Source organism: Pseudomonas sp. CDFA 610 (assembly GCF_021147865.1).
Taxonomy (GTDB): Bacteria; Pseudomonadota; Gammaproteobacteria; order Pseudomonadales; family Pseudomonadaceae; genus Aquipseudomonas; species Aquipseudomonas alliivorans.
The window spans coordinates 1-23925 of the sequence record NZ_JAGTPM010000017.1 but is presented as its reverse complement, the minus strand read 5'-3'; the positions used below and the strand labels follow the sequence as shown (position 1 = coordinate 23925).

Sequence of the window (23925 nt, the reverse complement as noted above, 5' to 3'; positions counted from 1 at the left end):
TACCTATGGGTGATCAATTACATCAGGCTGTAGGCGAAATCGCCGTCGCTTCCCAGCTCGATGGTCAGGCTCTGGATCGGTTTGTCCTGCGCCATTCGCTCCAGGACGCGCTGAGCGAGTTCCGGCATGAGGGTCTTGGACAGAATGTTGTCGATATTGCGTGCACCGCTGTCGACTTCCGTGCAGCGTGAGGCGATGGCTTTGACCAGCGCATCGTCGTAACGCAGAACCGCTTGATGATTGCGTTCGAAACGCTTGCGAATACGCTCCAGCTTCAAGCCGACGATACGTTCCAGAATCTCGTCCTGAACCGGGTAGTAAGGCACGATGGTCAGGCGACCCAGGAAGGCTGGTTTGAACACCTGATTCAGTTCGTCACGCAGACCTTCCACAATGTCATCAGGCGTCGGCTTCTGCTCGGCATTCAGGCACCATTGCATTATGCGATCAGTACCGGTGTTGGACGTCAGGATGATCACCGTATTACGGAAGTTGATCTCGCGACCTTCGCCATCGTCCAGAACGCCTTTATCGAAGACCTGAAAAAACAGTTCGAGTACGTCCGGGTGGGCTTTTTCCACCTCGTCCAGCAACACGACGCTGTAAGGCTTGCGTCGAACCGCTTCGGTCAGGACACCGCCTTCGCCGTAACCGACATAGCCCGGTGGCGAGCCTTTGAGGCTGGAGACCGTGTGCGCTTCCTGATATTCGGACATATTGATGGTGATGACATTACGTTCACCGCCATACAGCGTGTCAGCCAGAGCCAGAGCGGTTTCAGTCTTGCCGACGCCACTCGGACCGAGCAGCAGGAAAACACCAATCGGCTTGTTCGGATCTTCCATGCGGGCCCGGGAAATCTTGATGCGTTTGCCGATTTCTTCCAGCGCATGATCCTGCCCCAGTACACGCTCACCCAGCAGAGCGGGCAGGCTTTGTACCGTATCGATTTCGTCGCGCAGCATCTTGCCGAGCGGAATACCGGTCCAGCCCGAAATCACTTCACCAATGGTGCCGCCATCCACCAGAGCATGAACCAACGGTTGTTCGCCCTGAACACTGTTCAGTTCAGCGCGCACGGCGGAGATCTCGTCGGCATTCGGGGTATCGGTGCTCAGCGCGCCGAGCTTCTCGACCAGCTCCAGCTCACGTTTCCACTGTTGCTCCAGGGATTCGCGGGTCTGTTGCTCGGCTTGCAGTTCTTCGTTCAGGGTCGCAAGACGACGGGCGTGGTCGCTGCCCTTCGCGGCTTCCTGCTCCAGCACTTTGATTTCAGCCTGAAGGTTATCGATCTGACGCTTGCAGTCTTCCAGCGCGCCTGGCTGGGCAGACTGGCCTAGAGCAACGCGTGCGCAGGCTGTGTCCAGTACGCTGACAGCCTTGTCCGGCAACTGGCGGCCCGTGATGTAGCGGTTGGACAGGCGCACGGCTTGTACCAGCGCTTCATCCATTACTGTGACCTTGTGGTGTTCCTGCATCTTCGCCAGCAGTCCGCGAAGCATGTGGATCGCCTTGTCTTCGTCCGGCTCTTCGACTTTCACGACCTGGAAACGACGCGCCAGGGCGGCGTCTTTCTCGAAGTACTTCTTGTACTCCGCCCAAGTGGTGGCAGCGATAGTGCGCAGCTCGCCACGGGCCAGCGCTGGCTTGAGCAGGTTGGCAGCATCGTTCTGTCCGGCCTGACCGCCCGATCCGATAAGGGTGTGCGCTTCGTCGATAAACAGGATGATCGGGTGCAGGCTGCGTTTGGTTTCTTCGATGACGGATTTAAGGCGATTTTCGAATTCGCCTTTGACGCCCGCACCGGCCTGCAACAGGCCCAGGTCCAGCGTGTGGATCGCCACGTCCTTGAGTACCGACGGCACGTCGCCCTGAACGATGCGCAGCGCCAGACCTTCAACGACGGCAGTCTTACCCACGCCCGCTTCGCCGGTGAGGATCGGGTTGTTCTGACGGCGACGGGTCAGGATATCGACCATCTGCCGCACTTCAAACTCGCGCCCCAGCACCGGATCGATACGACCTTCACGTGCGCTCTGGGTCAGGTTGACGGTGTATTGATCAAGCGCCGGCGTCTTGCCATTGCCCTTGGTGGTTGCACCTGTGCTGGCGTCAGCGCTCGCCAGCGGCTTGCTCAGTTTTGTCTCGGGGCTACCTTCAACCAGTGCGCTCAGGTTCAGGCGCAGGTCGTCAGCGTTGATCTTTTCCAGTTCCGGAGCCGAGCCGATCACGACGCGACGCAGAGCATCGTCGTCCAGCAATGCCTGAATCAGGTGCCCGGTGCGGATTTGCGCTTGACCAAATTCGATGGACGCCAGCACCCAGGCCTGTTCGATCATGCGGGTGATGTGCGGAGACAAGGCTGGCGTACGTGTGTTGCCTTTCTTGAACGTTCCCAGTGACGTCACGAGCTGCGCTTGCAGGCGATCGGGCACGACGTCGTAGTGACGCAGGATCACCGGCAGGTCGTTGTCGTTGTTGTCCAGCAATTGCAGAAGCAAGTGCTCGACTTCAACATCGTAATGATTCTCCGACAGGCACAGTGCAGCGGCGCTTTCAGTCGCAGTACGGCTGGTTTCGTTGAGCTTGGCAAACAGGGACTTCAGGTTCACAGGGAGACCCCATCAAAAGGAATTTGGAAAAGGGCGCAACGTGAGGGCTCCACGTCGACACCGGGACGTTTGAGCCAGCCAAGCCAGCCCAGAGAAACATTGCCTTGGCGACCCAGACGGGCCGCAGGTACAGCTTCGCGCTTGAGCGTGGGAGCAATCTGGAAGTCCAGTTCTGCACCCACGTAGAAGCGCACCAGTTCGATAAGCTTTTGGTAATCCACGGTGCCCGGCTGAAAGCGCTGGTAGTCGGCCAGCTCCAGCGGCCCTAATTCGATGCGCACGCATGACTGGTAATCCCACACACGATTGCCCGCCACTGCGCTATTGCCCAGCACAGCATTCTTGCGACCGAGCTGGGTACACTGGGAACTGTCGAGCTTTAACCAGCGACCGGCGAATGGCTTGACCTTGAAGGGCAACGAGAAATAAAAACTCAGCATGACTTCCAGGTTCAGGCCGTTGCGTGGCTTTTGAGCAAACATGCCCGAGAAATAGCTGAACAGTTCACGGCGCAGCGGTGAACCGCCTTTTTCAAATTTTTGCTTCTGCGCCTCGGGACCGAATCCCACCAGGTTGAGCAGGTAACGATCAAAGTTCGACGTGCCGTTGCGCTCGTATTCGATGTAGAACTTGTACTTCTGCCAGGCTTCGTAAAACAGTGTGGTCATGCGATGCGAAAAAATGTCCAGAAACGCATGCGCGGCGTCGTCCCGATATTGAATGTGACGGTCGATCAACAGCTCGGTGTATGGGCGCGGCAGTACGCCAGACGGGCCGACCAGCCCCATGAACGTGACCTGTACCTCGGACAGCGGCAGCCCGGCTGCAGAAACCTTGCCCTCGCGTTCGAACTGCAGGTCGCTAACTTCACTGGCGGGGAAATTGAGCGACAATTGCGAACGAAAGCGCAGCGGGTCTTCATGCGGCCTGGTTTCCAGGTCCATGCGCCCGTTCCTGCTGTAATGCAGGCGGAGCAAACGCACCAACTGGAAAAATTCGAATCGGTGCGGCTCAGCCCTTGCCTGGTCGATCAGACCAGGGGTTGATCGCCTGTTCGCGGGGGCCATTGGACCACTCTCTTTTCGCGCTGCAAGGTGCGAAGGGTTAATTGGGTAAAGCTGTTCAGCGAGCAGTACTGACCGAAGAAATGGTCGAGCACCATACCGAACAGAAAGACACCGCTGCCGGTGTACTGACTCTCATCAAACTTCAGGGTTATGCCGACGCCGCGCACGAAGTTCGGACGCGGGTGACCGATACGCGCTACCACCGGTTCGCTACTGACCGACACAATCCCGTTGATCTGCTTGCGGATCGCCGAAACGTTGCGGTAGTTGTAGAGCGACAACAGTTCGAGCAACACTTCACGTCCTTTCGAAACCAGCGACATATGGTTGAGCGAAAGGTGGGAGATCAGACGCCAGATCACTCCGCTACCCAGCGGAACACGTACGGTTGCCGTCGGTTTTCGCAGGCAGCGAATGTCCTTGACCACCGAGTTGGACGGGATGTTGAAATCCCCGCGCTCACCGCCAAACGGCAACATCAGGGGCAGGTCACGATTGCTGCAGGTCAGTCGAATGCTGAGTGTGTCGTTGTTGGAGTCGATCAGTTCCAGATCGCGATCCACGACACGAATGAACATGTTCGAGCCATCGTTATGGCGGGTCTGTACGGCACGGCGACGTGCGATCCAGAAACTCTGCCCCGGACCCTGATCGCCACGCGGTTCGAAGAATGGATGGCAGGTGCCGACCTGATCGGCGCCGTTGATCTTCTTCACGCGGCGTACACGATCAATCGACACCACTTCAGCCGAACTCTGCAGCCGCACATCCGGGGTGACCGCATATTCATGCTGGGTGTGAGTCAGCTTGATCGGCTCGGCCTGCTGGCGGAACAGGTTGATGATCGGCGTGCAGTTGAGCTTGAAGTTGTTGCGCCCGATATTTTGAGTCAGACGCACGAGGCGGTCCGTCAGGTCGTAATCGGAAAAGTAAAAGTTGACCTCCACCTTGGCGACTTCCTTGCCCGCCAGAATGCGTTCGAAACCCGACAGGTCGAAGAACATGAACTTGTCGGGGAACGTGAAGTACTCATGCAGCAGGCGATAGCCCAGAAACGAGCGTTCCGAGTAGTCCACCAGGCCTTCGTCCAGCCCATAGCCTACTGACTTCAGGGACCCTGCCGGCAGCACGACCTCGCGAACCCTGCCTTCGTCTTCGAACGATAAGGTCGCCTTGGCCAGATTGTTGAACAGCAGTTCGTACAACTGATGCATCAGCGTGCTTTCGCCATCAAGGAAAAAGCGCAGGGTGTTCAGTTCCATCTTGCCGAACATGACGTCTGACGTGGCGCCAAGACCAATACGCAGACGCGCAATCAAGTCAGCACTGTGGCCATTGAACGCGGAGCGCTCCATCTCTACGAAGGACGCGCTTTGCACTGCCACGGGCCACAACTCGACCGGGTAACACGTACGAAATTTGCACACCACGCCATCAATGGGGGTCGCATGCAGCTCGGTATGTCGAGCGACACGATAGGCTTCAGTCACCTTTTCCTGTTTGCCGAGGTTGAACTCGACAATCGACATTGATGGGGTAGGGCGCAGGTAATGGGGGTAAAGCACTTCAAGAAACGATTCGACGATTTCCGGAAACTCGTCGTCGAGTTTCTTGTGCACACGCGCAGACAGGAACGAGAACGCCTCGATCAGTCGTTCGGTGTGCGGGTCCTCGCAATTGTCACCTTCAATCAGCAGTCGCGAAGCAATCTTCGGATACTGAGTGGCAAACTCCTGGCCCAGAAAGCGCAGGTGCGAGAGTTCCTTTTCGTAATAGGGCAGCAGATCGTCGAGCATCAGTTGAGATTCTGCACTTTGTATTCCTGAGTGTTGACCTGCAGCACCGCGTCGAAGGAAACCTGACGCGAAATGTCCTGCAGACGCAGTACTGCGTCGACGCGAAATGTCAGCATGCGTTGGCCGGTCTGTTGTGCAAGCAACTGTACTTTCACACTGCGAAAGCGACGGTCTCCGACGGTAATCGCCTTCTCCAGCTGACGCTGAATCAAGAGACGGTCCTGAGGGTCGAGAACGCTTCTGCTGGTGAAGTCGGGCATGCCATAGTCCAGGATGGTGCCGCCCAGATTGGCAAAACCTTCCAACTCGCCGGCGACCAGAGACTGGCGAGTGTTCACCAGAATCTCCAGGTCGCGGACGATGCTGGCCTTGTAATCGGCCAGCGAGCAAAGACGTTGCGATGACGCTTCCATGGACTGATGCGGTCGATCGTCCAGCAATCGATCCAGCAAAGAAGGCAACAGCTTGTGTTGACTACTCATGTTGCCTCCCTGGCTATGTGGTGGATCAGCCGCGAGTCGATTGCGGCAGTTCGGCGACCAGACGCAGCGACGCCGTCAGTTCATCCAGTTGGTAGTGCGGACGCAGATACGTCACCGCCTTATAGACACCCGGTTTGCCTGGCACTTCGAACACCTCGGCACGTGCTTCGCGCAACGGGAACTTGGCTTTGGCTTCCTGGCTGGCGGTGTCGTCCAGCAACACGTAGCTCGACAGCCACTTGTTGAGGAACAGCTCAACATCCTTGCGGGACGCGAAGCTGCCGATCTTGTCGCGCATGATCGCTTTCATGTAGTGGGCGATACGCGAGGTCGCAAAGATGTACTGCAACTGTGCAGAAAGACGGGCGTTGGCGTTGGCAATATCGGTGTTGTATTGCTTCTGCTTCTGTGTCGACTGGGTGCCGAAGAACGCGGCGTAGTCGGTGCCTTTACAATGAACCAACGGAATGAAACCCAGATCCGAAAGTTCTTTTTCGCGACGGTCGGTGATGGCGATTTCAGTCGGGCATTTGAGCGCGATTTCACCGTCATCAGTCTTGAAGGTGTGAGTCGGCAGGCCTTCCACCAGACCGCCACCTTCAACACCACGAATGGCCACGCACCACCCGTAACGAGAGAACGCGTCGGTGACGCGGGTGCCCAGCGCGTAGGCAGCGTTCATCCACAGGTATTTGTTGTGGTCGCGACCATCAACGCTTTCCACGAAGTTGAATTCTTCAACCGGCGTGGTATCCGGGCCATAAGGCAGACGCCCCAGCACGTGAGGCAGCGTCAGGCCGACATAGCGCGAGTCTTCGGACGCACGGAACGACTTCCACTTGGCGTATTCAACGGTGTCGAAGATCTTGGCCAGGTCGCGAGGGCCAGCCATGTCAGTGAACGAGTCCCAGCCGAACAGTTCAGGCGATGCCGCCGAAATGAACGGGGCGTGGGCTGCGGCTGCGACGTGGGAGATCTCTTCGAGCAGGTACATATCTTCCGGGTTGCGGTTGAACTCGTAGTCACCCAGCAACATGCCGAACGGTGCACCACCGAAGGTGCCGTACTCTTCTTCGTAAATCTTCTTGAACAACGCGCTCTGGTCGAATTCGGAAGATGACTTCAGGTCGCGGACCAAGTCTTTCTTCGACGCGTTGAGCAGTTGAATCTTCAGCGTGGTGCTGGTCTCGGTCTGATCGACCTGATACTTCAGGCCACGCCAGGAGGCTTCAAGCGCCTGGAACTCGCTGGCATGCATGATTTCGTTCATCTGCTCGGAAAGCATCGAATCGATTTCAGCGATACGTGCGTCAAGCACCGCGATCAGGTCCTTGCTCGGCGTCATCTCGCCTTCGAGTACCTGGGCAACCAGTTCACCGATCAGGTCACGTGTACGAGTGCGCTCGGTTTCGGAGCGGGCCACACGGCTTTCGGAAATGATGCTGTCGAGCAGGGAGGATTGCGGCGCGAGGTTTTCAACTTCGACCAGAGCACTGTCCTGCTGAGTTGCTGTTTGCTTGTCACTCATTGTCAGGCTCCTCCTTACTCTTTAGCGTCAGTGGCCGGAACGGCGGCTTCGCGGCCGAACTCCTTGCCCAGGGTCTTGAGCTTCTCGGTGTTCTGCAACACGTCCATCAGCAGCTCTTCCAGTTTGTCGTTGCCACCCATTTTGTTACGCAGATCAGCCAGCTTGTTGCGCACTTCCAATAACTTGCGCAGTGGCTCGACCTGACGCACCACATTCTGTGGCTCAAAGTCTTCGAGGGTGTTGAAATTGAGCTCGACGCCCAGTTGGGTACCGTTTTTGGCCAGCGTGTTGTCGACGCGATAAGCCAGACGCGGCTTGATGCCCTTGAGCACGCCATTGAAATTGTCACGGTCGATGAAGATGAATTTGCGATCCTTGAGCTTGGGTAGCGGCTCCAGAGGGTTGCCGGAAAAGTCGCCCAGAACGCCTACAACGAAGGGCAGCTCTTTCTTTTCCTGAGCATCACCGATATCCACGTCATAGGTGATATGGACCCGAGGCGCGCGAACGCGGTCAAGTTTGTGCTGGGTACTTTCCTTCTTCGCCATCGTCATCTCCTGTGCGAGCAACTCGCTGCAAGTCGTTTGCGTACCGGGCCTGGAACAGGCCAGGCGCGATTAGAGTCCTTCAATCGTCAGCAACAGGCGCTGACGGATTTCATCGTTCATTTCCAGAATGTTTTCCTGCCCCACCAGCTCTTCAAAACTGGAGTTGCCTGCAATCTGGGTACTGCTACGGATCACCGATTCGTCGGGTAATTCAGAGCGGACGGGTGAACTGATCACGCAAAATGGCAAATCGCCGAAGTCTTTCAGGCGTTCGAAGCTGACGGGGAAGCGCAGACCTTCGAACAGCCGGCTCATGCCCGGCGACTTGCTGAGGCAGTAGAACAGGACCAGGTAATGCACCACATAGCGATACAGCTCTGCGCTGCTGCGGTTGGGGTCCTTGATCACTTTGCGAAATTGCGCCAGATCGAACGAGTTGAAGCCCACCACCCAGCGAACAGGACTGGTGATACGGATGGTCTGCCCGCTCTGTGACAGAACCATGTCGTACTCGAGCGGAAAGAGCTCGGGCGTCGTGCTGATGAGGTTCAGCGGTACTTCCAGTTCGTTGACGAGCTTGAACGGTTCCGACGAGCCAATACGGTCGTAGAGCTCTTTAAGCTCCTTGAAGTGATGCTGAGTCTCACGGCCACTGCTGCGCTGCGCGCCTTGCAGGTATTCACCGAAGAATGTCTGCGGGCGAATCAACAGGGCCAGGGTCGACAGATAGTCGGACGCCTGCGCCTTGAGCGCGTCGGAAATGGCCCGCGTCTGCTTGCGCAGCTTGATCAATGCTTCAATATCGAACGTCTGAGTCATCGGTACATCGTCCTTGAACTCTTCACGACCGTTCCCCGGCTCGGACCGGGTACGTGGAAAAGCTACGAGTTTCTCGACTGCACACCTGCTCACGAAGTGGTTTCGCCATGTGCCTCATTGCAAAACGCACTACCACGGTAGGGGAGGATTCAGTACTGGCATATAGGAATCGTAAGGCCAGCAATGTGGTCTATGGCAGTACTTTCAGTGAGAAAGTTCCTACAGACGGTGGATATTTTCTCGCTTTTGTTACAGTAAGCAATGATGCTTCAATGCCACCATAGCTTATGATGTCGTTCGTAATATAGCCTGAAAGCCTTGAATTTCAAGGGTTTTTAGCCTTTTGTTGGATCCTTTTTTGCGCTCTAAATAAAGCTTAAAAAGGTGAACCGATTCATCCGGTTGTGATGTTTTAGAGCAACGTAAATCGTGCCGCGCCAACTAGAGGCCCATTATTTTTGAGCGAGTAAATGATGGCATTTTCGGGGTTCACGCTTGGATCGCGGCGGTTCTGCTGCATATTTATGCGGTTTGCTTTAGTCAAGGCCCTGTGCTCTGCTATGTGCACGTTTGTATCAAGGTGTAACGCAACCTATGCGCCGACAGCCTGCACGGCTGGAGCTGCGTGCAGTCCTGCAGTCGCCTCTGGAGTTTTGTATTGCGGCCTGTTCCAGTGCACCATCCCGCGGTCTCCGCTCATGCTGGGTGTTCACTTTTTGGAGAGCATTGACAATGCCTTCAACCACGGGAGCCGCACACGTAAGCTCGCTGTTGATAATACAGTAGGACTCATCATCGCGACGGGCCCGCAGTTGGCTCTTGATTATACAAGTTCAACAAAACGCACCGAGTGCTAGGCTAAAAGTTTCTACAGCCAGCCAGCTGTCAAATAATGTTGTATCAGCTGGCGCTGCGGCCGCCGAAGCTGCGCCGTTTGTAGCGGTTATCCTCATTGACTGGGCCGCCGGTATGGCATCCCAGTGGGCGATGGGAAAGTCTGGAGCTGACAAGGCTATAGGAGACCGGCTAAAAAAATGTTCATAAACAGTGATGATAAAAAATGATGGCCTCTGAGGCAATTAAGACAGGTGGTTGGTCAATCTTCTTTATGATTGGCTTGTTCATGGCTTTCGGTACGTTCATGCTGGGTGATAGCTGGTATGCTTATTTTTTTATTTTAGCTTTGCTCTTTATATGGACGTTGTATACGGTCTATGTATGCGAACGGTTTGTTTTATATATGCGGTCATTTGTAATTTTATGCATCGTAGGTTTCACATTGCCTGCGTGTGTGGTTGCGTACGGCCTGGTCACAGATGTCGGGTTTGAGGTGGACGTATACAACATTCTGGTGGGGGGGGTTCCCGCTGTCGTGGTTATTCTGTCCTATGTTTGGGTGGTTAACACGAAGCCAGTATTTCAGCCTTTTGAGTTTGAAGGCAATAGGGTCCAAACGCGTCAGTATGTTAAGGTCAAGCCCGGGATGAATTATAACACTCCCCTGATAGGTGGTATCACCACTCTGGCTGCTAGCCTTTTCCTAGCGTGGGCCGGGCTATTAACCGGAGGATTCGTCAGTATGTTTATCATGGCAGGTGCAAGCCTCTTTATAATATTCTTTGGGCGTCATGTCATCCGAGGCTTGCGAATACTCCGCATTCAGGAGAAAAATATGTCTGTCCCTTATACATTCATGCAGATTGATGAAATTCGCGAAGCGCGTAGCCGTTGGTGGCTGGTCCGAATTTTTAAATGGGTAGCATCCCGGAGTAAATCGACGAGGGCTTGACGATTGCAGAAGTTGCAGTTGTTTTTTAATGTTCTAGTAATTTTTTTATCTTGCGAGGCGCAAGGTAGATAAAGGGTCTTTTATGCTTGATAGACTCTGCGACGGGGCGACATGTCACATCGTCAACTACTTCCAGTGGTGCTCATTCAGTGGTGGTCACTCAAAAAGCTGCTGAGCTAACTCCGGAGTATGTTTTGGCCATTCCACTTTTTTACCCATTCCCTTGATATGCCTGAGAGGCGGGAAAGTGCGCCTGCAAACTGACTGGCTTTGGCTGCTACACTATCCGAGTCATCGGCTAGATTGGCAGCTAAAAAGATGGCATCTTTGAAGTTGCCGGTGCGCCAAGCCGCCCACAAGCGGCTTCAACAGCATCGGTAACATAGCCCGATGAGCGTATGTGGTTACAAGTTTTCTGATTATGCTCACCGGCACTGATGATCATAATTCACGTCTGGAAAGACCCGATCACTGAAGTGAAAAGCCCCTGTTTTTCAGTGCCAATAAGGGTTTGTCTAGATGCTATTCTGTAAGCTGAATATTTAATCCGCGTGCTGACTGTATGGCAACGTAGTACGCATCCTTCAGAGCTCGTGCCAGCTCAGGATCATTTTCTTCAAGCTCCTTCGAAGCAATAGCGCCTATGCTAAGTTGATGAAGCTTGGATTTGTCTTTCTCTACCCCCTCAAAAACAGTTCTTACGTAGTCAAGTTGAGTGAGAAGCATGTCGTAAACAGGAAAATGGGGACATGCGTCGCGTCGAGTTTTTGTCAGCTCAATGGCTTTGATAACGTAATCAAGCGGGGATTTTAGTTTCATGGTGTGTCCGGCGTTATTGTCGATATCTTTTATGATGTTACCGGTTTGACCAAATTTTTGATTCAATTAGTCACGGCGCAATTGTATTTCGGGTGCCTGTTTTTCGGCAGGCTGTGCCCATTCTTGCGCTACCGGTTGTTCTCGCAGCGTATCTTTTGGAGCTTCCTCGAGCTTGAGGGGAAATCCTAAAAAAGACTTCCTGATTGACAAAATCCTATAACACTAATCGCCGAGCTTTTCGATGATGAAGCAAGTGACCTTCACAGATGTCGAGTACGCCGGTAAGCGCAAGCAGACCCGCAAAAAGCTGTTCCTGATCGAGTGGTACCCTGGAAGGGTTTGATTACCGTGATCGAACCCCATTACCCGAACAGCTAAGGCGGCCGTCCTGCCTATCCGTTGATGGTGATGCTGCGGGTTAATTTCATGCGTTTTCAGGCCTGAGTTTTGAGCGGATTCCGGATGAAACCACCATCCTTAGCTTCCGTCGTCTGCTGGTAAAAAAGCCAGTTGGCCACTGATATTCTCCGCGTGACCAATGGCTATCTGGGCGATCTTGGCTTGTCGCTGCACAAGGCACCATCGTCGATGCCACGCTGACTCATGCGCCCGGTTCGACCATGAGCAAGGAAGACAAGCGCGACCCCGAAATGCACCAGACAAAGAAGGGCAACCAGTATTACTTTGGCCAAAGCGCACATTGGGGTCGACGATGAATCGGGGCTGGTGCACAGCGTGGTGGTCACTGCGGCCAACGTCGCGGATAGCCCAAGTCGACAAACCGCTACGCGGTGCTGAGGACGTTGTCTGCGCCGATGCAGGCTATACCGGTGTCGAGAAGCGCGAAGATCATGCAGGACGCCAAGTCATCTGGTAGGTTTCAGCCGGCGCAGTACCTACAGAAAACACGGTAAACGCAGCGCGCTGTACAAAGCGATGCGCAAGATCGAGAAAGCCAAGCCCAGGTTTGCGCCAAGGTTGAGCATCCATTTCGGGTGATCAGGCGTCAGTTTGATTATACGAAAGTGCGCTTCCGAGGCCTGGTGAAAACACTGCTCAGATGATGACGCTGTTCGCCCTGTCGAACCTTTGGATGGTGCGTCGATATTTGCTCTCTACCGCAGGGGAAGTGCATCCGTGATGAGGTAAGTAGCGGCTGCCTGGGCGCGTGCAGTGGCAAAAATGGATGAAATAGCCGGCAGGCTTGATCGATTTTGAACGGCTACCGTTTTTGGAAGCGGCTATGGCTCAGCAGTGCAAATATAGCGGCTTACTTCAGACCCTCCCTAGGGATCGACATGCCTCATCTCCCTTGTGCTTTCAAACAAGATTCTTGGTATCCAACCACTTTCGTGTCCCTGTCTCTCCTCTTTAGGAGCAATGCACATCGTTCGCTGAGTATGCTCGTCGGGGCTCAGAAGCGATATTTTGTGCGCTGACGAAGCGCTTAATCTCTTGATCTATGGATAAACGTATACGATTGTCGAGATATCTAATTTGAGGCTGCAAGCCACCAAGAAAGACCTTCGACGCTAATGCGAAGCGCTGCTCGTCCGCATTGAGAGATGATGGCTCTTTGTTACTACGCGCAGAGGTTGATTCACTAGGTTGACAGGTCGCTACTCACCGGTGTCTCCTACCGCCATCCTTCGAAACCGATGCTGCACATAAATCGTTTGCAGAGGTAGTGGCACTTTTGACTCGGGCTGATGTCACAGGTCTTGCTTCAGCGGTCGGATTTAGCCGAATGCTTACAAAGCCATATGTGGCCTTGATCCTACAAGTTTTTCGGAAATTGCCGCATGGATTACGAGCTCTTGCGAAGCCATCGTCGCTAGGTATGCGGTCATGATGCAGTTTGTCTTGAACCAGAGGACAAAGGTTTTTCTGTGACTGCCTGGCGTGTGGGTGGCTAGCGATATTGAAGAAGATAAATTCATCGCTCTCTGCCGAGGTCTGGCCAGAGCTTGATGGAAAGGATGAACGCTTTCGGGCGCATCACGGCTAGAGTGGAGAGGTACACATGGACGAGAGACGTATACCTTTAACGTGTGCCAGCCCCCGTCGAGGTGGGCCGCAGTTGGGCATGATGGCTCCTGGGAAATCAGCGTTTCCCAGCGAAACCGCTACCCAGCGTTATATGAATCCGATGCATTTTGCAGGTCAATATGCAACTGATGATTATACTGCTGCCGTTTTTCTCGTTAACCAACTCTCCTCCCCAGACTCGGGCCTTACTCCTGAAGAGTCCAAGGCCGCAGCCCTTTTGTTACGTGAGTTGCTGCAAAATCTGAAGGTCGGCGTTAATGTTACAGCGGATGCGTTAAAGTCTTTGCAAGAGTCTGCTGAAAAAATTCCAGAAATAGGGCCGCTCATGTTCTCCATGGGGAACTTGCCTGGGACAGTGGCGAGCATGGCCGGTAGTGTTCTCGCGGTATCGAAGGCTAAGAAAGTTTCTGACCTTCTTGATATGACTCCAGCGCAGAAGGCGAAACTTCATAAGTGGGCAAACAGCAGGGGTACACCTGGTGCAAAGTCAGCCAGCAAAACATTTAAAGGCGCCATAAAGATTATAAGCGTCGCGGGTCAGCGTTATTTTGAAGTCCCGGTCACGGCATCTGCACAGTACTATAGAGTGTTGGGTCAGGTCGGTAGCCCGGTTGCACACATACCTCTTGCTAATACTAAGAGCGTCCTGAATCAGCGTGCGCATTTACACAGTGAAGGGGCACGTGGACCGTTACGCTTCGCGACAGGCAATGTCGTGGGTGCAGTCTTGGCGGTAGGGCCTCAGGCATATTTGGACTGGAACAGTGCTACCACAACTGAAGATTTCTGGAGGAAAACTGCTGCCAGCCAGCCTACTAACGTCGCGTCGTTTGCCGGAGGTTTACTAGCGGGTGCCTTAGTGGTTGCTATTGCTGGCGCATCGACTCCCTTCATAGTGGTTTTAGGGGTGGGATGGTTGGCTGGACTGGGTGTTCAGAAGGTTATGGCGAGCAAAGGGTATGACAAAGACGCTGAAGGATGGCTAAATAAAAAAATCGACGAGTTTATAGATTAAATGGCTAATATGTATAATCCCGATCCTGTCGCTATAAAAAAAGGGCCCCTGGCAGTTGTTGCGTTCGCCCTTTTTTCGGGGCTTTTAGGCCCTATAAATTTTTCGGGTGTGTGGTGGGTTTATGGTGTTTTTTCAATAGCTTTGCTAATGCTTATGGTGTACTTGGTTTACAAGTGTGAGCGCTTTACGGTATATACCTTGAGTATGTCGATTGTCGGTATATCTTCACTCGCATTTGCAGCTGCTGGACTTGCTTATATAGTTGCTTTTGATGATTTAAAAAGGTCAAGGGGGGAGGCCGCAGCACTTGGGTTTCTTATGTTGTTGGCCGTCGCAGGGTTTTATGCATTGGTTTATTTTACAAAATCCAAGGCATTTCCATTTTTGATTTCTGGCAGCAAAGTTTCCCCTGTGAAAGTGAGGTCCACAAATATAAGCGCTGGTCTTATTTCAGGCGTCGGGACCCTGGTGTCGGCGGCGTTTATCAACGCCACAACCCCTTTGACCAGCGGGATTGTCGCTGCAGTGGGGCTTTTTTTTGCTTGCATTGCATTGCTGATATATGACCGCGATTCAATCAGGGGCTTACGCACTTTGCGCGTCAAGGAGCGTAAAATGAGCGAGCCCTTTACGTTCAACGGCATTGACCAAATTCGTGAAGCTCGAAGCCGTTGGTTATTGGGTAGATTATTTAAATGACCAGCTTTGCAGCAGACGCCTTCATTCAGCAGACCTTTGGTAGTTATGCGGTTGGCCGCATGACTCACGACTCGTTCACCGGTTCAAGGAGTAGTTGAGGCGATGGATCTTTCATCTCTGTTAACCCCGCAGAATAGACGCCTATTCAAGCTCACGATGGCCCTTTCAGGAGGCCAGGAGTTATTGCTGGAGTCTTTTGTGGGGCAGGAAGGCTTATCAACGGATTTTGGCTTTCAGCTTGAGTTGATATCGGAAGATCCAAGCGTAAAGCTGAAATCTGCTATTGGTCAGCCTGCAACCATCGAAATCGAACTTGCCACCGGGGGGAGCCGCTACATTAATGGCCACGTCCTCAGCTTTGGGAGCAATGGCAGTGACGGAGGGATGTCGCGATATTCTGCTTATGTTGGGTCTTGGCTTAGTTTGCTTGAGCAACGATATGACTCGCAAATCTATCAGGATTTAACCGTCGAACAGGTCGTCAGTAAAGTTTTTAGTCGCTATGACGGAATTGCCAAGTATGAGTTCCGGGTTAATCGTACACTGAAACCACATAGCTACATTACCCAATATCGCGAAAGTGATAGCCATTTTGTTAAAAGGCTGCTTGAGCACGAGGGATTGTTTTTTTACTTTGAGCATACGGCTGATTCCCATACGCTTATTGTCATGGACGACTCGACCGTCCTGACGCCGCTGCCCGAGCAGCCTCAGATACGCTTTCACACAGCATCGGTTACGGAAAACTCGGATTCAATTACACACTGGACATCTGCTCGAGAGTTTCAGCCCGCAAAAATTTCTGTTCAAACCTTTGATTATAGGCAACCAAATAACCGGATTCCGGTTACGATGAACAGTCTCAATCAACAAGGCGATGCACCATCGTATGAACTCTATGATTATATGGGGCAGTACACACATGGCAGCCCTGCTGATGGTGAGATACTGGTGCGCAATCGCATTGAAGCGTTAGAGCTTAAAGGTAAGACATTCTTTGGCTCAAGTAACTGTCGTGCACTGCGGCCGGGCTACACGTTTGAGCTGACACAGCATTATGAACATGATGCAGGTACTGCTGAAGACCGGCAATTTCTCATAATGACCGTTGAACACCGTGGAAGTAATAATTACACAACAGGTAGTCAAGCGGGTTACGCTAACAAGTTTTACTGCGTTCGCAAGAAAATAAAGTTTCGACCTCAGCTGGATACACTGAAGCCCGAAATTACCGGCCCCCAAACCGCCATCATCGTCGGCCCACCCGGCGAGGAGATCTACACCGACGAGATGGGCCGCGTAAAAGTGCAGTTTCACTGGGACCGCTACGGCCAGTTCGATGATAAAAGCTCCTGCTGGGTCCGCGTCGCCCAAACCGGTGCCAGCGGCGGTTTCGGCAGCATGCAGATCCCTCGCGTAGGCGACGAGGTCGTTGTCGTTTTCCTCGACGGTAACCCGGACCGTCCACTCATCATGGGCAGCCTGTACAACAGCCAGAACACGCCACCTTGGTCGTTGCCGGCCAACAAGACTCAGAGTGGTTTCCTGACGCGCTCGATGAAAGGGGATGGCGGTACGGCCAACTTCTTCCGCTTTGAAGACAAGGCGGGCGCCGAGCAGGTGATCGTGCACGCCGAGCGCAACATGGACACCGAGATCGAGCTTGATGAAAAGCACGATGTGGGTAACAACCGCGTCGTTACAGTCGGTGGTACACAGACAGAGGTCATTCAGAAAGACACTGTGATGAACGTGCAACAAGGGTCGTTGACGATCAAGGTCGACAACCAGTTCATTCAGGTCGAGGCGCTGCAGCACATTGTTCTCAAGGTAGGCGACAGCAGTATTACGCTGACCAAAGACGGAATCACGATCCAGGGCAAGGCGATCAATGTGCTTGGAGAAAACACTTTCGTTCAAGGCAAACGCGTCGATATCAACAAGTGAGAACGTAGTTCATGGTCAGAACGAGTATTTACGACCGTATCTCCGCGAAGCGTATTGCGCTGGAGGAAGCGGCTCGCAAGGCAGAGCAGGAAGCTCCAGTTGTTGAGGTTGTCCCAGAGCCTGAGCCCGAGCCCGTTGTTCCTTTGCGGGAGTCGCCGAGCAGCTTCAGTTTCGGCGGTTTCAATCTGGCCTTTCCGGAGGGGTTCCGGTTTCGAGACATTCAGACCACTGTCGAACACGAAGGCTCACAGGTCATGCTGTCCATCAAGCGCCGAGACGTTATGGACGGGCAGACGCTGGAGTCGCTTTTCGGCGCTTCGCTTCAAGCGTTTCGCGAGCGCGATCCGGAGCTACGGGTTATTCGTCGCCAAGACAGCAGTCTTGCTGGCAGCCCGGCCAAAACGCTGGATTTCTTCTTCAAAGTGGGCACCGCAGAACATCATGCTCGTCTTGTAGGCGCCGTTGTTCCTGTTGCAGAGCAGGGCGTTGAACAATGGCTGGAAGTATCCTGCCTCGTCGATCCTGTGAACCCGCAACTCAGCTTGTGGCTAACCGATTTCGATCGCATGCTCGACGGCCTTGCTGCCCACTGATAACTCTTTGACTGATTACAGGAATTCTTTTCACATGGATTACGAGTTGCACGAGGGCAGTATCGCACTGCCAGAAGGTTTTGAAGATCGTACGGTGAACATGTTTGTGCTGGGCGCTACCATTCCGGCGCCGTTGAGCATCACTGTGTCGCGGGACACCTTGCTGCCCTCCGAGCTGCTTAAGACTTATGTAGATCGTCAGGTCAAAATGCTGGCCTCCAAGCTGCGCGGCTACACACTCCTGAGCAAGAAAGCCGTTTCGCTATCGACTGTGGCGCCTCTGGAAGGTATCCAGATCGACGCGTACTACATGACGGACGGCCGTCCCTTCTATCAGCGTCAGGCCGCATTTCTGATCGAACCTGAGCGCGCGATCATTTTTTCGACCACTTCTCAGACCGATTTCAGCCTCGACCAGACGCAAAGCTGGTCAGATCTGTTGGCGAGCTTTCAGCCGCGACGCTCGGAGAGCATCCCGACTGACGCTGGCGAACAGGAGTAACGCCCATGTACGAGGCCGCCCGGTTCGGTGACGAAATATCACACACCAGCGCCCTGGGAGGATTCCTGATCGGGGCTGCGCTCGGCATTGCGTTGATTGCGACCGTGGCCATCGCCACATTCACGTGCGGATTCGGTGTGGCGCTCCTGGCGGGGCTTGCAGCAGGCGTCGGAGGTAGCCTGCTCACCGCCGCAGGGGAGGCGATAGGAAGTATGTTTTCCTCCCCCTCCGGCACGATAACCACCGGCTCGCCCGACGTGTACATCAACAACCGCAAAGCGGCACACGTCGAGAAAAGCATCGCGGCCTGCGAAAAACACCCGGGTCCGGTCAAGATCGCCGAAGGCTCGACCAACGTCTTCATCAACGGGGTGGCGGCGGCGCGCAAGGAAGACAAGATCACCTGCGGCGGCAAGATCACCAGCGGTTCGAACAACGTATTCATCGGCGGCGGCACCTACCGTTACCTGCCGGTGGACGACGAGATTCCGGGCTGGCTGCGCACCACCGTTGACATCCTGATGGCCGTGGCCGGAGCCGCAGGCGGAATCGCCCAATTGATCAAGGCCGGCACTCAGGCCGGCATGAAAGCCATCATGCCCTGCGCCCTGAAATTCACCGCAGGCTTCGTGGCAGGTGAAGTGGCCAGTCGTTACGTGGTCGAGCCGGTGGCACGCAGCGCAATCGGTGGATTGGCCGGTAATCCGGTCGACACCACCACCGGCCGCAAGCTCATCCCCGACGAAATCGACTTCAGCCTGCCGGGCCTGATGCCTATCGAGTGGTCGCGGTTCTATGCCAGCGACCTGACCGTCGACAGCGTGCTTGGCAAAGGCTGGGTCCTGCCGTGGGAACAGAGCCTGCGCAGGCATGGCCGCTTCGTCTACCTCACCGACAATCAGGGCCGCAGCGTTCCCTTTGTGGACGTACAGCCCGGTGAGCGTATCTACAACCCGCACGAGCAGGTCTATCTGGTCTGCACGCAGGGCGGCCATTACCTGCTGCAGACACTGGACAACATCTTTTTCTACTTCGGTGAAGTCCCGAATACCAATACCACCGTCCCGCTGCAGCGCATCGAGAACGGATTGGGCCACTTCCTGCATTTCACCCGCACCGATGACGGCACACTGACCGACATCAGCGCCACGGGTGGCGTGCGCGTGCACCTGCATTACGAAGAAGGCTCGACGCGTCTGAACGCCGTCAAGCGCATCGTCGACAACCAGGCCGTTGAAACACTCGTCCAGTACCATTACGACGAGCACGGCCAGCTCAGCGAAGTGTTCAACCGTAATGGCGATTCAGTGCGCCGCTTCAGCTACACCGATGGCGTCATGACCCGGCACAGCAACGCACTGGGCCTGAGCTGTGAATACCGTTGGGAAACCATCGATGGCCAGCCTCGGGTGGTCGAACACACCACCAGCGATGGCGAGCATTTCCGGTTCCGCTATGACCGTCAGGCCCGCACCACCTGGGTGACCGATGTGCTGGGGCGCGAGCTGGAAATCCACTACAACGCCGATCACCGCGTGACCTCGAGCCGGGATTATGGTGGCGAGCGCTTCACCATCGACCTGGATGACACCGGCAACATGACCGGTCTGACGCTGCCCGATGGCAACCAGCTGACCTTTGAGTACGACGAGTACGCCCGGCTGCTCAAGGAGACCGACCCGCTGGGCCGCAGCATCACCTACCGCTACCATCACCTGACCACACTGGTCACCCAGGTCGATTACCCCGACGGCAGCACCTGGCGCGCCCGCTACGACGACAAGGGCAACCTCGTCGCTGAACTCGATGCACTCGGCCATAAGACCGAATACCTCAACGGCGATGACGGCCTGCCGCACACCATCGTCGACCCGACGCTGAAGTCCAAATACCTGTGGTGGAACACACTGGCCCAGGTCGAACGCTTTCAGGACTGTTCCGGCAAGAACACCTATTACCAGTACGACGACCGCCACCACCTGGTCGCCGTCACCGACGCCCTCAACCAGACCACCCGGCTGGAACGCAAACCCGATGGCGAAGTGCTGCGCATCAATCACCCGGACGGCACCGCCGAAAGTTTCACCTACAACGCCCTCGGCCAGATCCTCACCCACACCGACGGCAAGGGCCAGACCACGCGGCTGATGCGCAACGCCCGTGGCCTGCCGACCCGACGTCAGGACGCCAAGGGCCAGTCGATTGCCTACGAATACGACAAGGCCATTCGCCTGACCGCACTGGTCAACGAGAACAACGCCAGCTACCGCTTTGCCTACGACGCCTCGGACCGGTTGATCGAAGAGCAGCGCATCGACAACCTCACCCGCCGTTTCCAGTACAACCTCGGCGGATACCTCACTCAGGTTGAGGAAACCGGCTACGGCGAGCGCGCAGAGCGCCCACAACGGCATACCGAATTCGAACGTGACCCCATTGGCCGCCTGCTCGCCAAGGTCAACCGCGACGCCCGTCAGGACTACACCTACGACGACGCGGATCGCCTGCTGTCCATCGAGCGACAGCCAAGCGCCATCGGCCACCAACTGGGCATCACTGCCGAGAAACTCGATTTTGCCTACGACCTGTTAGGCCGCCTTGTCGAAGAGACCACGCCACAAGGCACCCTGGCCTACGAGTACGACCCGCTCAGCAACCTGACCACGTTGACCCTGCCCACCGGCCAGCACCTGAACCACCTGTACTACGGCAGCGGCCACCTGCATCAACTGAACCTCGACGGCCAGTTGATCAGCGACATGGAACGCGACGACCTGCACCGCGAGGTCTACCGCACCCAGGGCAAGCTCACCAGCTGCTTCGGCTATGACCCCATGGGCCGAAAGTCCTGGCAGTTCGCGTCCACATTACCCGCCGACAAACTCTCCGGCGTGCTGGGCAGCGAAAGCCCGCAACTGCTGGTGGAACATGCCTACAACCCGATCCACCGGCGCTACCAATACGACCCGGCCGGCGAACTGATCCGCACCCTCGACAAACTGCGTGGCGAGATTAAGTATGAATATGAAGCCAACGGCCAGTTGCACAGCCGCAACACCGGCAAGCTCGTCGACAGCGAGGAATTTCGCTACGACGCAGCGGCCAACCGGCTGAACTTCAACACCAGCCGCTTCGACCACGTGAAGGACAACCGCCTCAAACAGTGGCGTGATCAGGAGTACAGCTACGACGCCTGGGGCAATCTGGTTGAAAAGCGCAGTGGTCTGGCGAAATGGCAGACGTTTACCTACGACTGCGAAAACCGTCTCGTCAAAGCCGAAACGCTGGTGAACAGCCAGCTTCATAGCACCGGCACGTACCAGTACGACAGCCTGGGGAGACGGGTTGCCAAACAGTCCGAAGTAAACGGCAAAACCGAACACAAACGCTTCCTCTGGCAAGGCCTGCGGATGCTGCGTGAAGAACAGCCGGAACAGAGCAGCCTGTACGTTTACGAGCCCGGCAGCTATGCGCCGCTGGCCCGTGTCGACCAGCGCGAAGACAAACCCGAAAACACGCTTTACTACTTCCACACCGACCAGATCGGCACGCCGCTGGAGATGACCGACACCGACGGCCAGATCGTCTGGCAGGCGACATACAAGGCGTGGGGAAGCCTCGAAGCGCTGACCGTGAACGAGGTGGAGCAGAACCTGCGGTTTCAGGGGCAGTATTTTGATGAGGAGACGGGGCTTCACTACAACACGTTCCGGTATTACGATCCGGAGGTGGGGCGGTTTATTACGCAGGATCCGATTGGGTTAGATGGGGGGCTTAATCTATACCGGTATGCTCCGAATCCCACGATGTGGATTGATCCATGGGGCTGGACGTGTTGGGGAACTGCCCGAAAAAATTATTGGAAGGCTGAAGCGAAATCGCCAACCCAATCATACTCGCCGGCTAATCTGGCCCGCATGGCGGAGGGGAAAGCGCCTCGAATGAGAGTGGAGGTTATGGATCGTAAAACTTTAGCGATAGTTGAAAAAGATGTATCCATGGAGCTTCATCACAACGATATTCCTCAAAGAATTGGCGGCGACGGAGTGCATGATAGTTCAAATTTGCTGTCACTTACGCCGTGGGAGCATGAGGCAGTTGATTCGTTTAGACATGTAGGCTCAGATCTCATTCGAGTTATTAAAGGGGTAGACGTATGGTGAGTGTTGATATTGAGACTGTAAAAGAAATAATTGCTTCTGAAAATTATAAAAAATTGGTGGCCGATTTGAAGATGGAGACTGGCTTGAGTGTCGTAAGCGAGTATCAAGATGTTTTCGCTCGTCTAGATTGCGCAATGGTAAATCGATCCGGAGTTGATATTTTAAAGTTGAAAGAACTATTTGCCGGCCGCTATGATGAATTAAAAAAATTCTCTATAAATAAGTTTAAAGCTTTAAATAATATTCCCGATGAGCAAGAGTATCCGCCAGGTGAAGAACCCAGCGATGATGACAAGGACTCGAACGTTGTGAGTAAGGGTTATGCTCCAGGGTTTTTGTTGGTAAACGCTGTAGAGTTTTTATTGGCCGAGTCTAATGAGGGGATGCTGGAAAACTACTTGAAGTTGTCGCGTATACCGAAATTTAAAGCATACGCAAAACAGCTTAAGAGTTTTAAGTAGTGGATGTGTGGTATCAGTTTGCGAAGGTCAATCTCTAAAAGCTTGACTTTTTTGAATGTTAAAGAGTTTTCCGTGTGAAAATATAAAGCACGACCAGCTCAGCGAAGTATGCAACCGCAATGGCGATTCGGTGCGCCGTTTCAGCCACACCGACGACGTCATTAGATGTTCTTGGGTATTGGAGTAATCACGTCAAATATTCTACCTTGGTGGAAGTGATGTTGCTAAGCTGAACACTGCATTTAGAGTTGGAAGGCTTTCAGGTATGGATCTAGCGCTTGGACTTAAATCTACACAAAATAAATGGCGAGCTAATATTTTTAATAAAAATGTGCCGATCAATAAAGTTGGAATATTGTGCTAAGGAGGCGTAGTGTATTTCACAAAATACAAATCAGATGGTGAAGGTTGTCCAGACGGTGGCGTTTTTGGAAAGCTTAACGGGTACGATTGTAATTCAAACGATTATTCGGATACAAGGGTTCCCGCCAGCGGGGAAGTTCTGGGTTTTTATGTCGATTATAAGTTCTTAGGCACCGATTTCTTTTATTCAGCGCGCAGAGCGCCCACAACGGCATACCGAATTCGAACGTGACCCCATTGGCCGCCTGCTCGCCAAGGTCAACCGCGATGCCCGTCAGGACTACACCTACGACGACGCGGATCGCCTGCTGTCCATCGAGCGACAGCCAAGCGCCATCGGCCGTCAACTGGGCATCACTGCCGAAAAACTCGATTTTGCCTACGACCTGTTAGGCCGCCTTGTCGAAGAAACCACGCCACAAGGCACCCTGGCCTACGCGTACGACCCGCTCAGCAACCTGACCACGTTGACCCTGCCCACCGGCCAGCACCTGAACCACCTGTACTACGGCAGCGGCCACCTGCATCAACTGAACCTCGACGGCCAGTTGATCAGCGACATGGAACGCGACGACCGTAAGCGCTCCATTAACACCACATTCAAAGCGGCCAGATGATCCTGGATGCTGTGCTCCCGATTCCCTCCGGAGCCAGCACCTCATGATGCGACCCG

At 54.4% G+C, this 23925-nt stretch carries 17 protein-coding genes and 2 pseudogenes; 10 read left to right on the top strand and 9 right to left on the bottom strand.

Annotation, left to right across the window (positions count from 1 at the left end; all coding sequences use genetic code 11):
* Window positions 1-17: 17 nt before the first annotated feature.
* The 7 genes from tssH to KDX39_RS25565 all read right to left on the bottom strand — a co-directional run bounded on the left by tssH (window position 18) and on the right by KDX39_RS25565 (window position 8852).
* Window positions 18-2612, bottom strand: coding sequence for a type VI secretion system ATPase TssH (tssH, locus tag KDX39_RS25595; protein WP_231662294.1), 2595 nt, complete (start codon window positions 2610-2612; stop codon window positions 18-20).
* Window positions 2609-3679 carry a type VI secretion system baseplate subunit TssG gene (gene tssG, locus KDX39_RS25590; protein ID WP_231662293.1) on the bottom strand — a complete coding sequence of 357 codons (1071 nt, stop codon included), beginning with the start codon at window positions 3677-3679 and terminating at the stop codon, window positions 2609-2611. Before tssG ends, tssH begins: the two co-directional genes overlap by 4 nt.
* Entirely contained in the window at window positions 3643-5475 is a 1833-nt protein-coding gene (gene tssF, locus KDX39_RS25585; RefSeq protein ID WP_099227531.1) for a type VI secretion system baseplate subunit TssF, read from the bottom strand. Before tssF ends, tssG begins: the two co-directional genes overlap by 37 nt.
* Window positions 5475-5957: a type VI secretion system baseplate subunit TssE gene (gene tssE / locus KDX39_RS25580; RefSeq protein WP_043303961.1), complete on the bottom strand. Its 483-nt coding sequence runs from the start codon at window positions 5955-5957 to the stop codon at window positions 5475-5477. Before tssE ends, tssF begins: the two co-directional genes overlap by 1 nt.
* 25 nt (window positions 5958-5982) lie before the next feature.
* Window positions 5983-7485, bottom strand: coding sequence for a type VI secretion system contractile sheath large subunit (gene tssC / locus KDX39_RS25575; RefSeq protein ID WP_043303960.1), 1503 nt, complete (start codon window positions 7483-7485; stop codon window positions 5983-5985).
* 14 nt (window positions 7486-7499) lie between these two features.
* Window positions 7500-8033 (bottom strand): type VI secretion system contractile sheath small subunit, encoded by a 534-nt coding sequence (tssB, locus tag KDX39_RS25570; RefSeq protein WP_043303959.1) that lies wholly within the window; start codon window positions 8031-8033, stop codon window positions 7500-7502.
* A 69-nt stretch (window positions 8034-8102) separates the two neighbouring features.
* The gene (locus tag KDX39_RS25565) at window positions 8103-8852 is read right to left on the bottom strand and encodes a hypothetical protein (protein WP_083186200.1); all 750 of its coding nucleotides are present in this window, start codon (window positions 8850-8852) and stop codon (window positions 8103-8105) included.
* 1060 nt (window positions 8853-9912) lie between these two features.
* Between KDX39_RS25565 and KDX39_RS25560 the strand changes: the two genes are divergently transcribed.
* Window positions 9913-10641 carry a hypothetical protein gene (locus tag KDX39_RS25560; protein ID WP_231662292.1) on the top strand — a complete coding sequence of 243 codons (729 nt, stop codon included), beginning with the start codon at window positions 9913-9915 and terminating at the stop codon, window positions 10639-10641.
* A 176-nt stretch (window positions 10642-10817) separates the two neighbouring features.
* On the opposite strand, the gene KDX39_RS26720 is transcribed toward KDX39_RS25560, so the two are convergent.
* Both KDX39_RS26720 and KDX39_RS25550 read right to left on the bottom strand, forming a co-directional pair.
* Window positions 10818-11000 carry an ADP-ribosylglycohydrolase family protein gene (locus KDX39_RS26720; RefSeq protein ID WP_442964585.1) on the bottom strand — a complete coding sequence of 61 codons (183 nt, stop codon included), beginning with the start codon at window positions 10998-11000 and terminating at the stop codon, window positions 10818-10820.
* Between the two features lie 163 nt (window positions 11001-11163).
* The gene (locus KDX39_RS25550) at window positions 11164-11460 is read right to left on the bottom strand and encodes an immunity protein Tsi6 family protein (RefSeq protein ID WP_231662291.1); all 297 of its coding nucleotides are present in this window, start codon (window positions 11458-11460) and stop codon (window positions 11164-11166) included.
* Window positions 11461-11704: 244 nt separating this feature from the next.
* Here KDX39_RS25550 and KDX39_RS25545 point away from each other — a divergent pair.
* From KDX39_RS25545 to KDX39_RS25505, 9 genes and pseudogenes are all read left to right on the top strand, one after another.
* Window positions 11705-12601: pseudogene (locus tag KDX39_RS25545) on the top strand (IS5 family transposase).
* Between the two features lie 945 nt (window positions 12602-13546).
* Window positions 13547-14524, top strand: a complete 978-nt coding sequence (locus KDX39_RS25540) for a hypothetical protein (RefSeq protein ID WP_231662313.1) — start codon at window positions 13547-13549, stop codon at window positions 14522-14524.
* Window positions 14525-15223, top strand: a complete 699-nt coding sequence (locus tag KDX39_RS25535; RefSeq protein ID WP_231662290.1) for a hypothetical protein — start codon at window positions 14525-14527, stop codon at window positions 15221-15223.
* Between the two features lie 102 nt (window positions 15224-15325).
* Window positions 15326-17170 (top strand): type VI secretion system Vgr family protein, encoded by a 1845-nt coding sequence (locus KDX39_RS25530; protein ID WP_231662289.1) that lies wholly within the window; start codon window positions 15326-15328, stop codon window positions 17168-17170.
* An 11-nt stretch (window positions 17171-17181) separates the two neighbouring features.
* Complete coding sequence (locus KDX39_RS25525; RefSeq protein WP_210071787.1) at window positions 17182-17763, top strand: DcrB-related protein; 582 nt, start codon at window positions 17182-17184, stop codon at window positions 17761-17763.
* Window positions 17764-17797: 34 nt separating this feature from the next.
* Window positions 17798-18265: a DcrB-related protein gene (locus tag KDX39_RS25520; protein ID WP_231662288.1), complete on the top strand. Its 468-nt coding sequence runs from the start codon at window positions 17798-17800 to the stop codon at window positions 18263-18265.
* Window positions 18266-18270: 5 nt separating this feature from the next.
* Window positions 18271-22428: an RHS repeat-associated core domain-containing protein gene (locus tag KDX39_RS25515; protein ID WP_231662287.1), complete on the top strand. Its 4158-nt coding sequence runs from the start codon at window positions 18271-18273 to the stop codon at window positions 22426-22428.
* Window positions 22422-22889, top strand: coding sequence for a hypothetical protein (locus tag KDX39_RS25510; protein ID WP_231662286.1), 468 nt, complete (start codon window positions 22422-22424; stop codon window positions 22887-22889). The genes KDX39_RS25515 and KDX39_RS25510 overlap by 7 nt, the downstream gene beginning before the upstream one ends.
* A 560-nt stretch (window positions 22890-23449) precedes the next feature.
* A pseudogene (locus KDX39_RS25505) lies at window positions 23450-23851 on the top strand (hypothetical protein); the annotation flags it as partial.
* Between the last annotated feature and the right edge of the window lie 74 nt (window positions 23852-23925).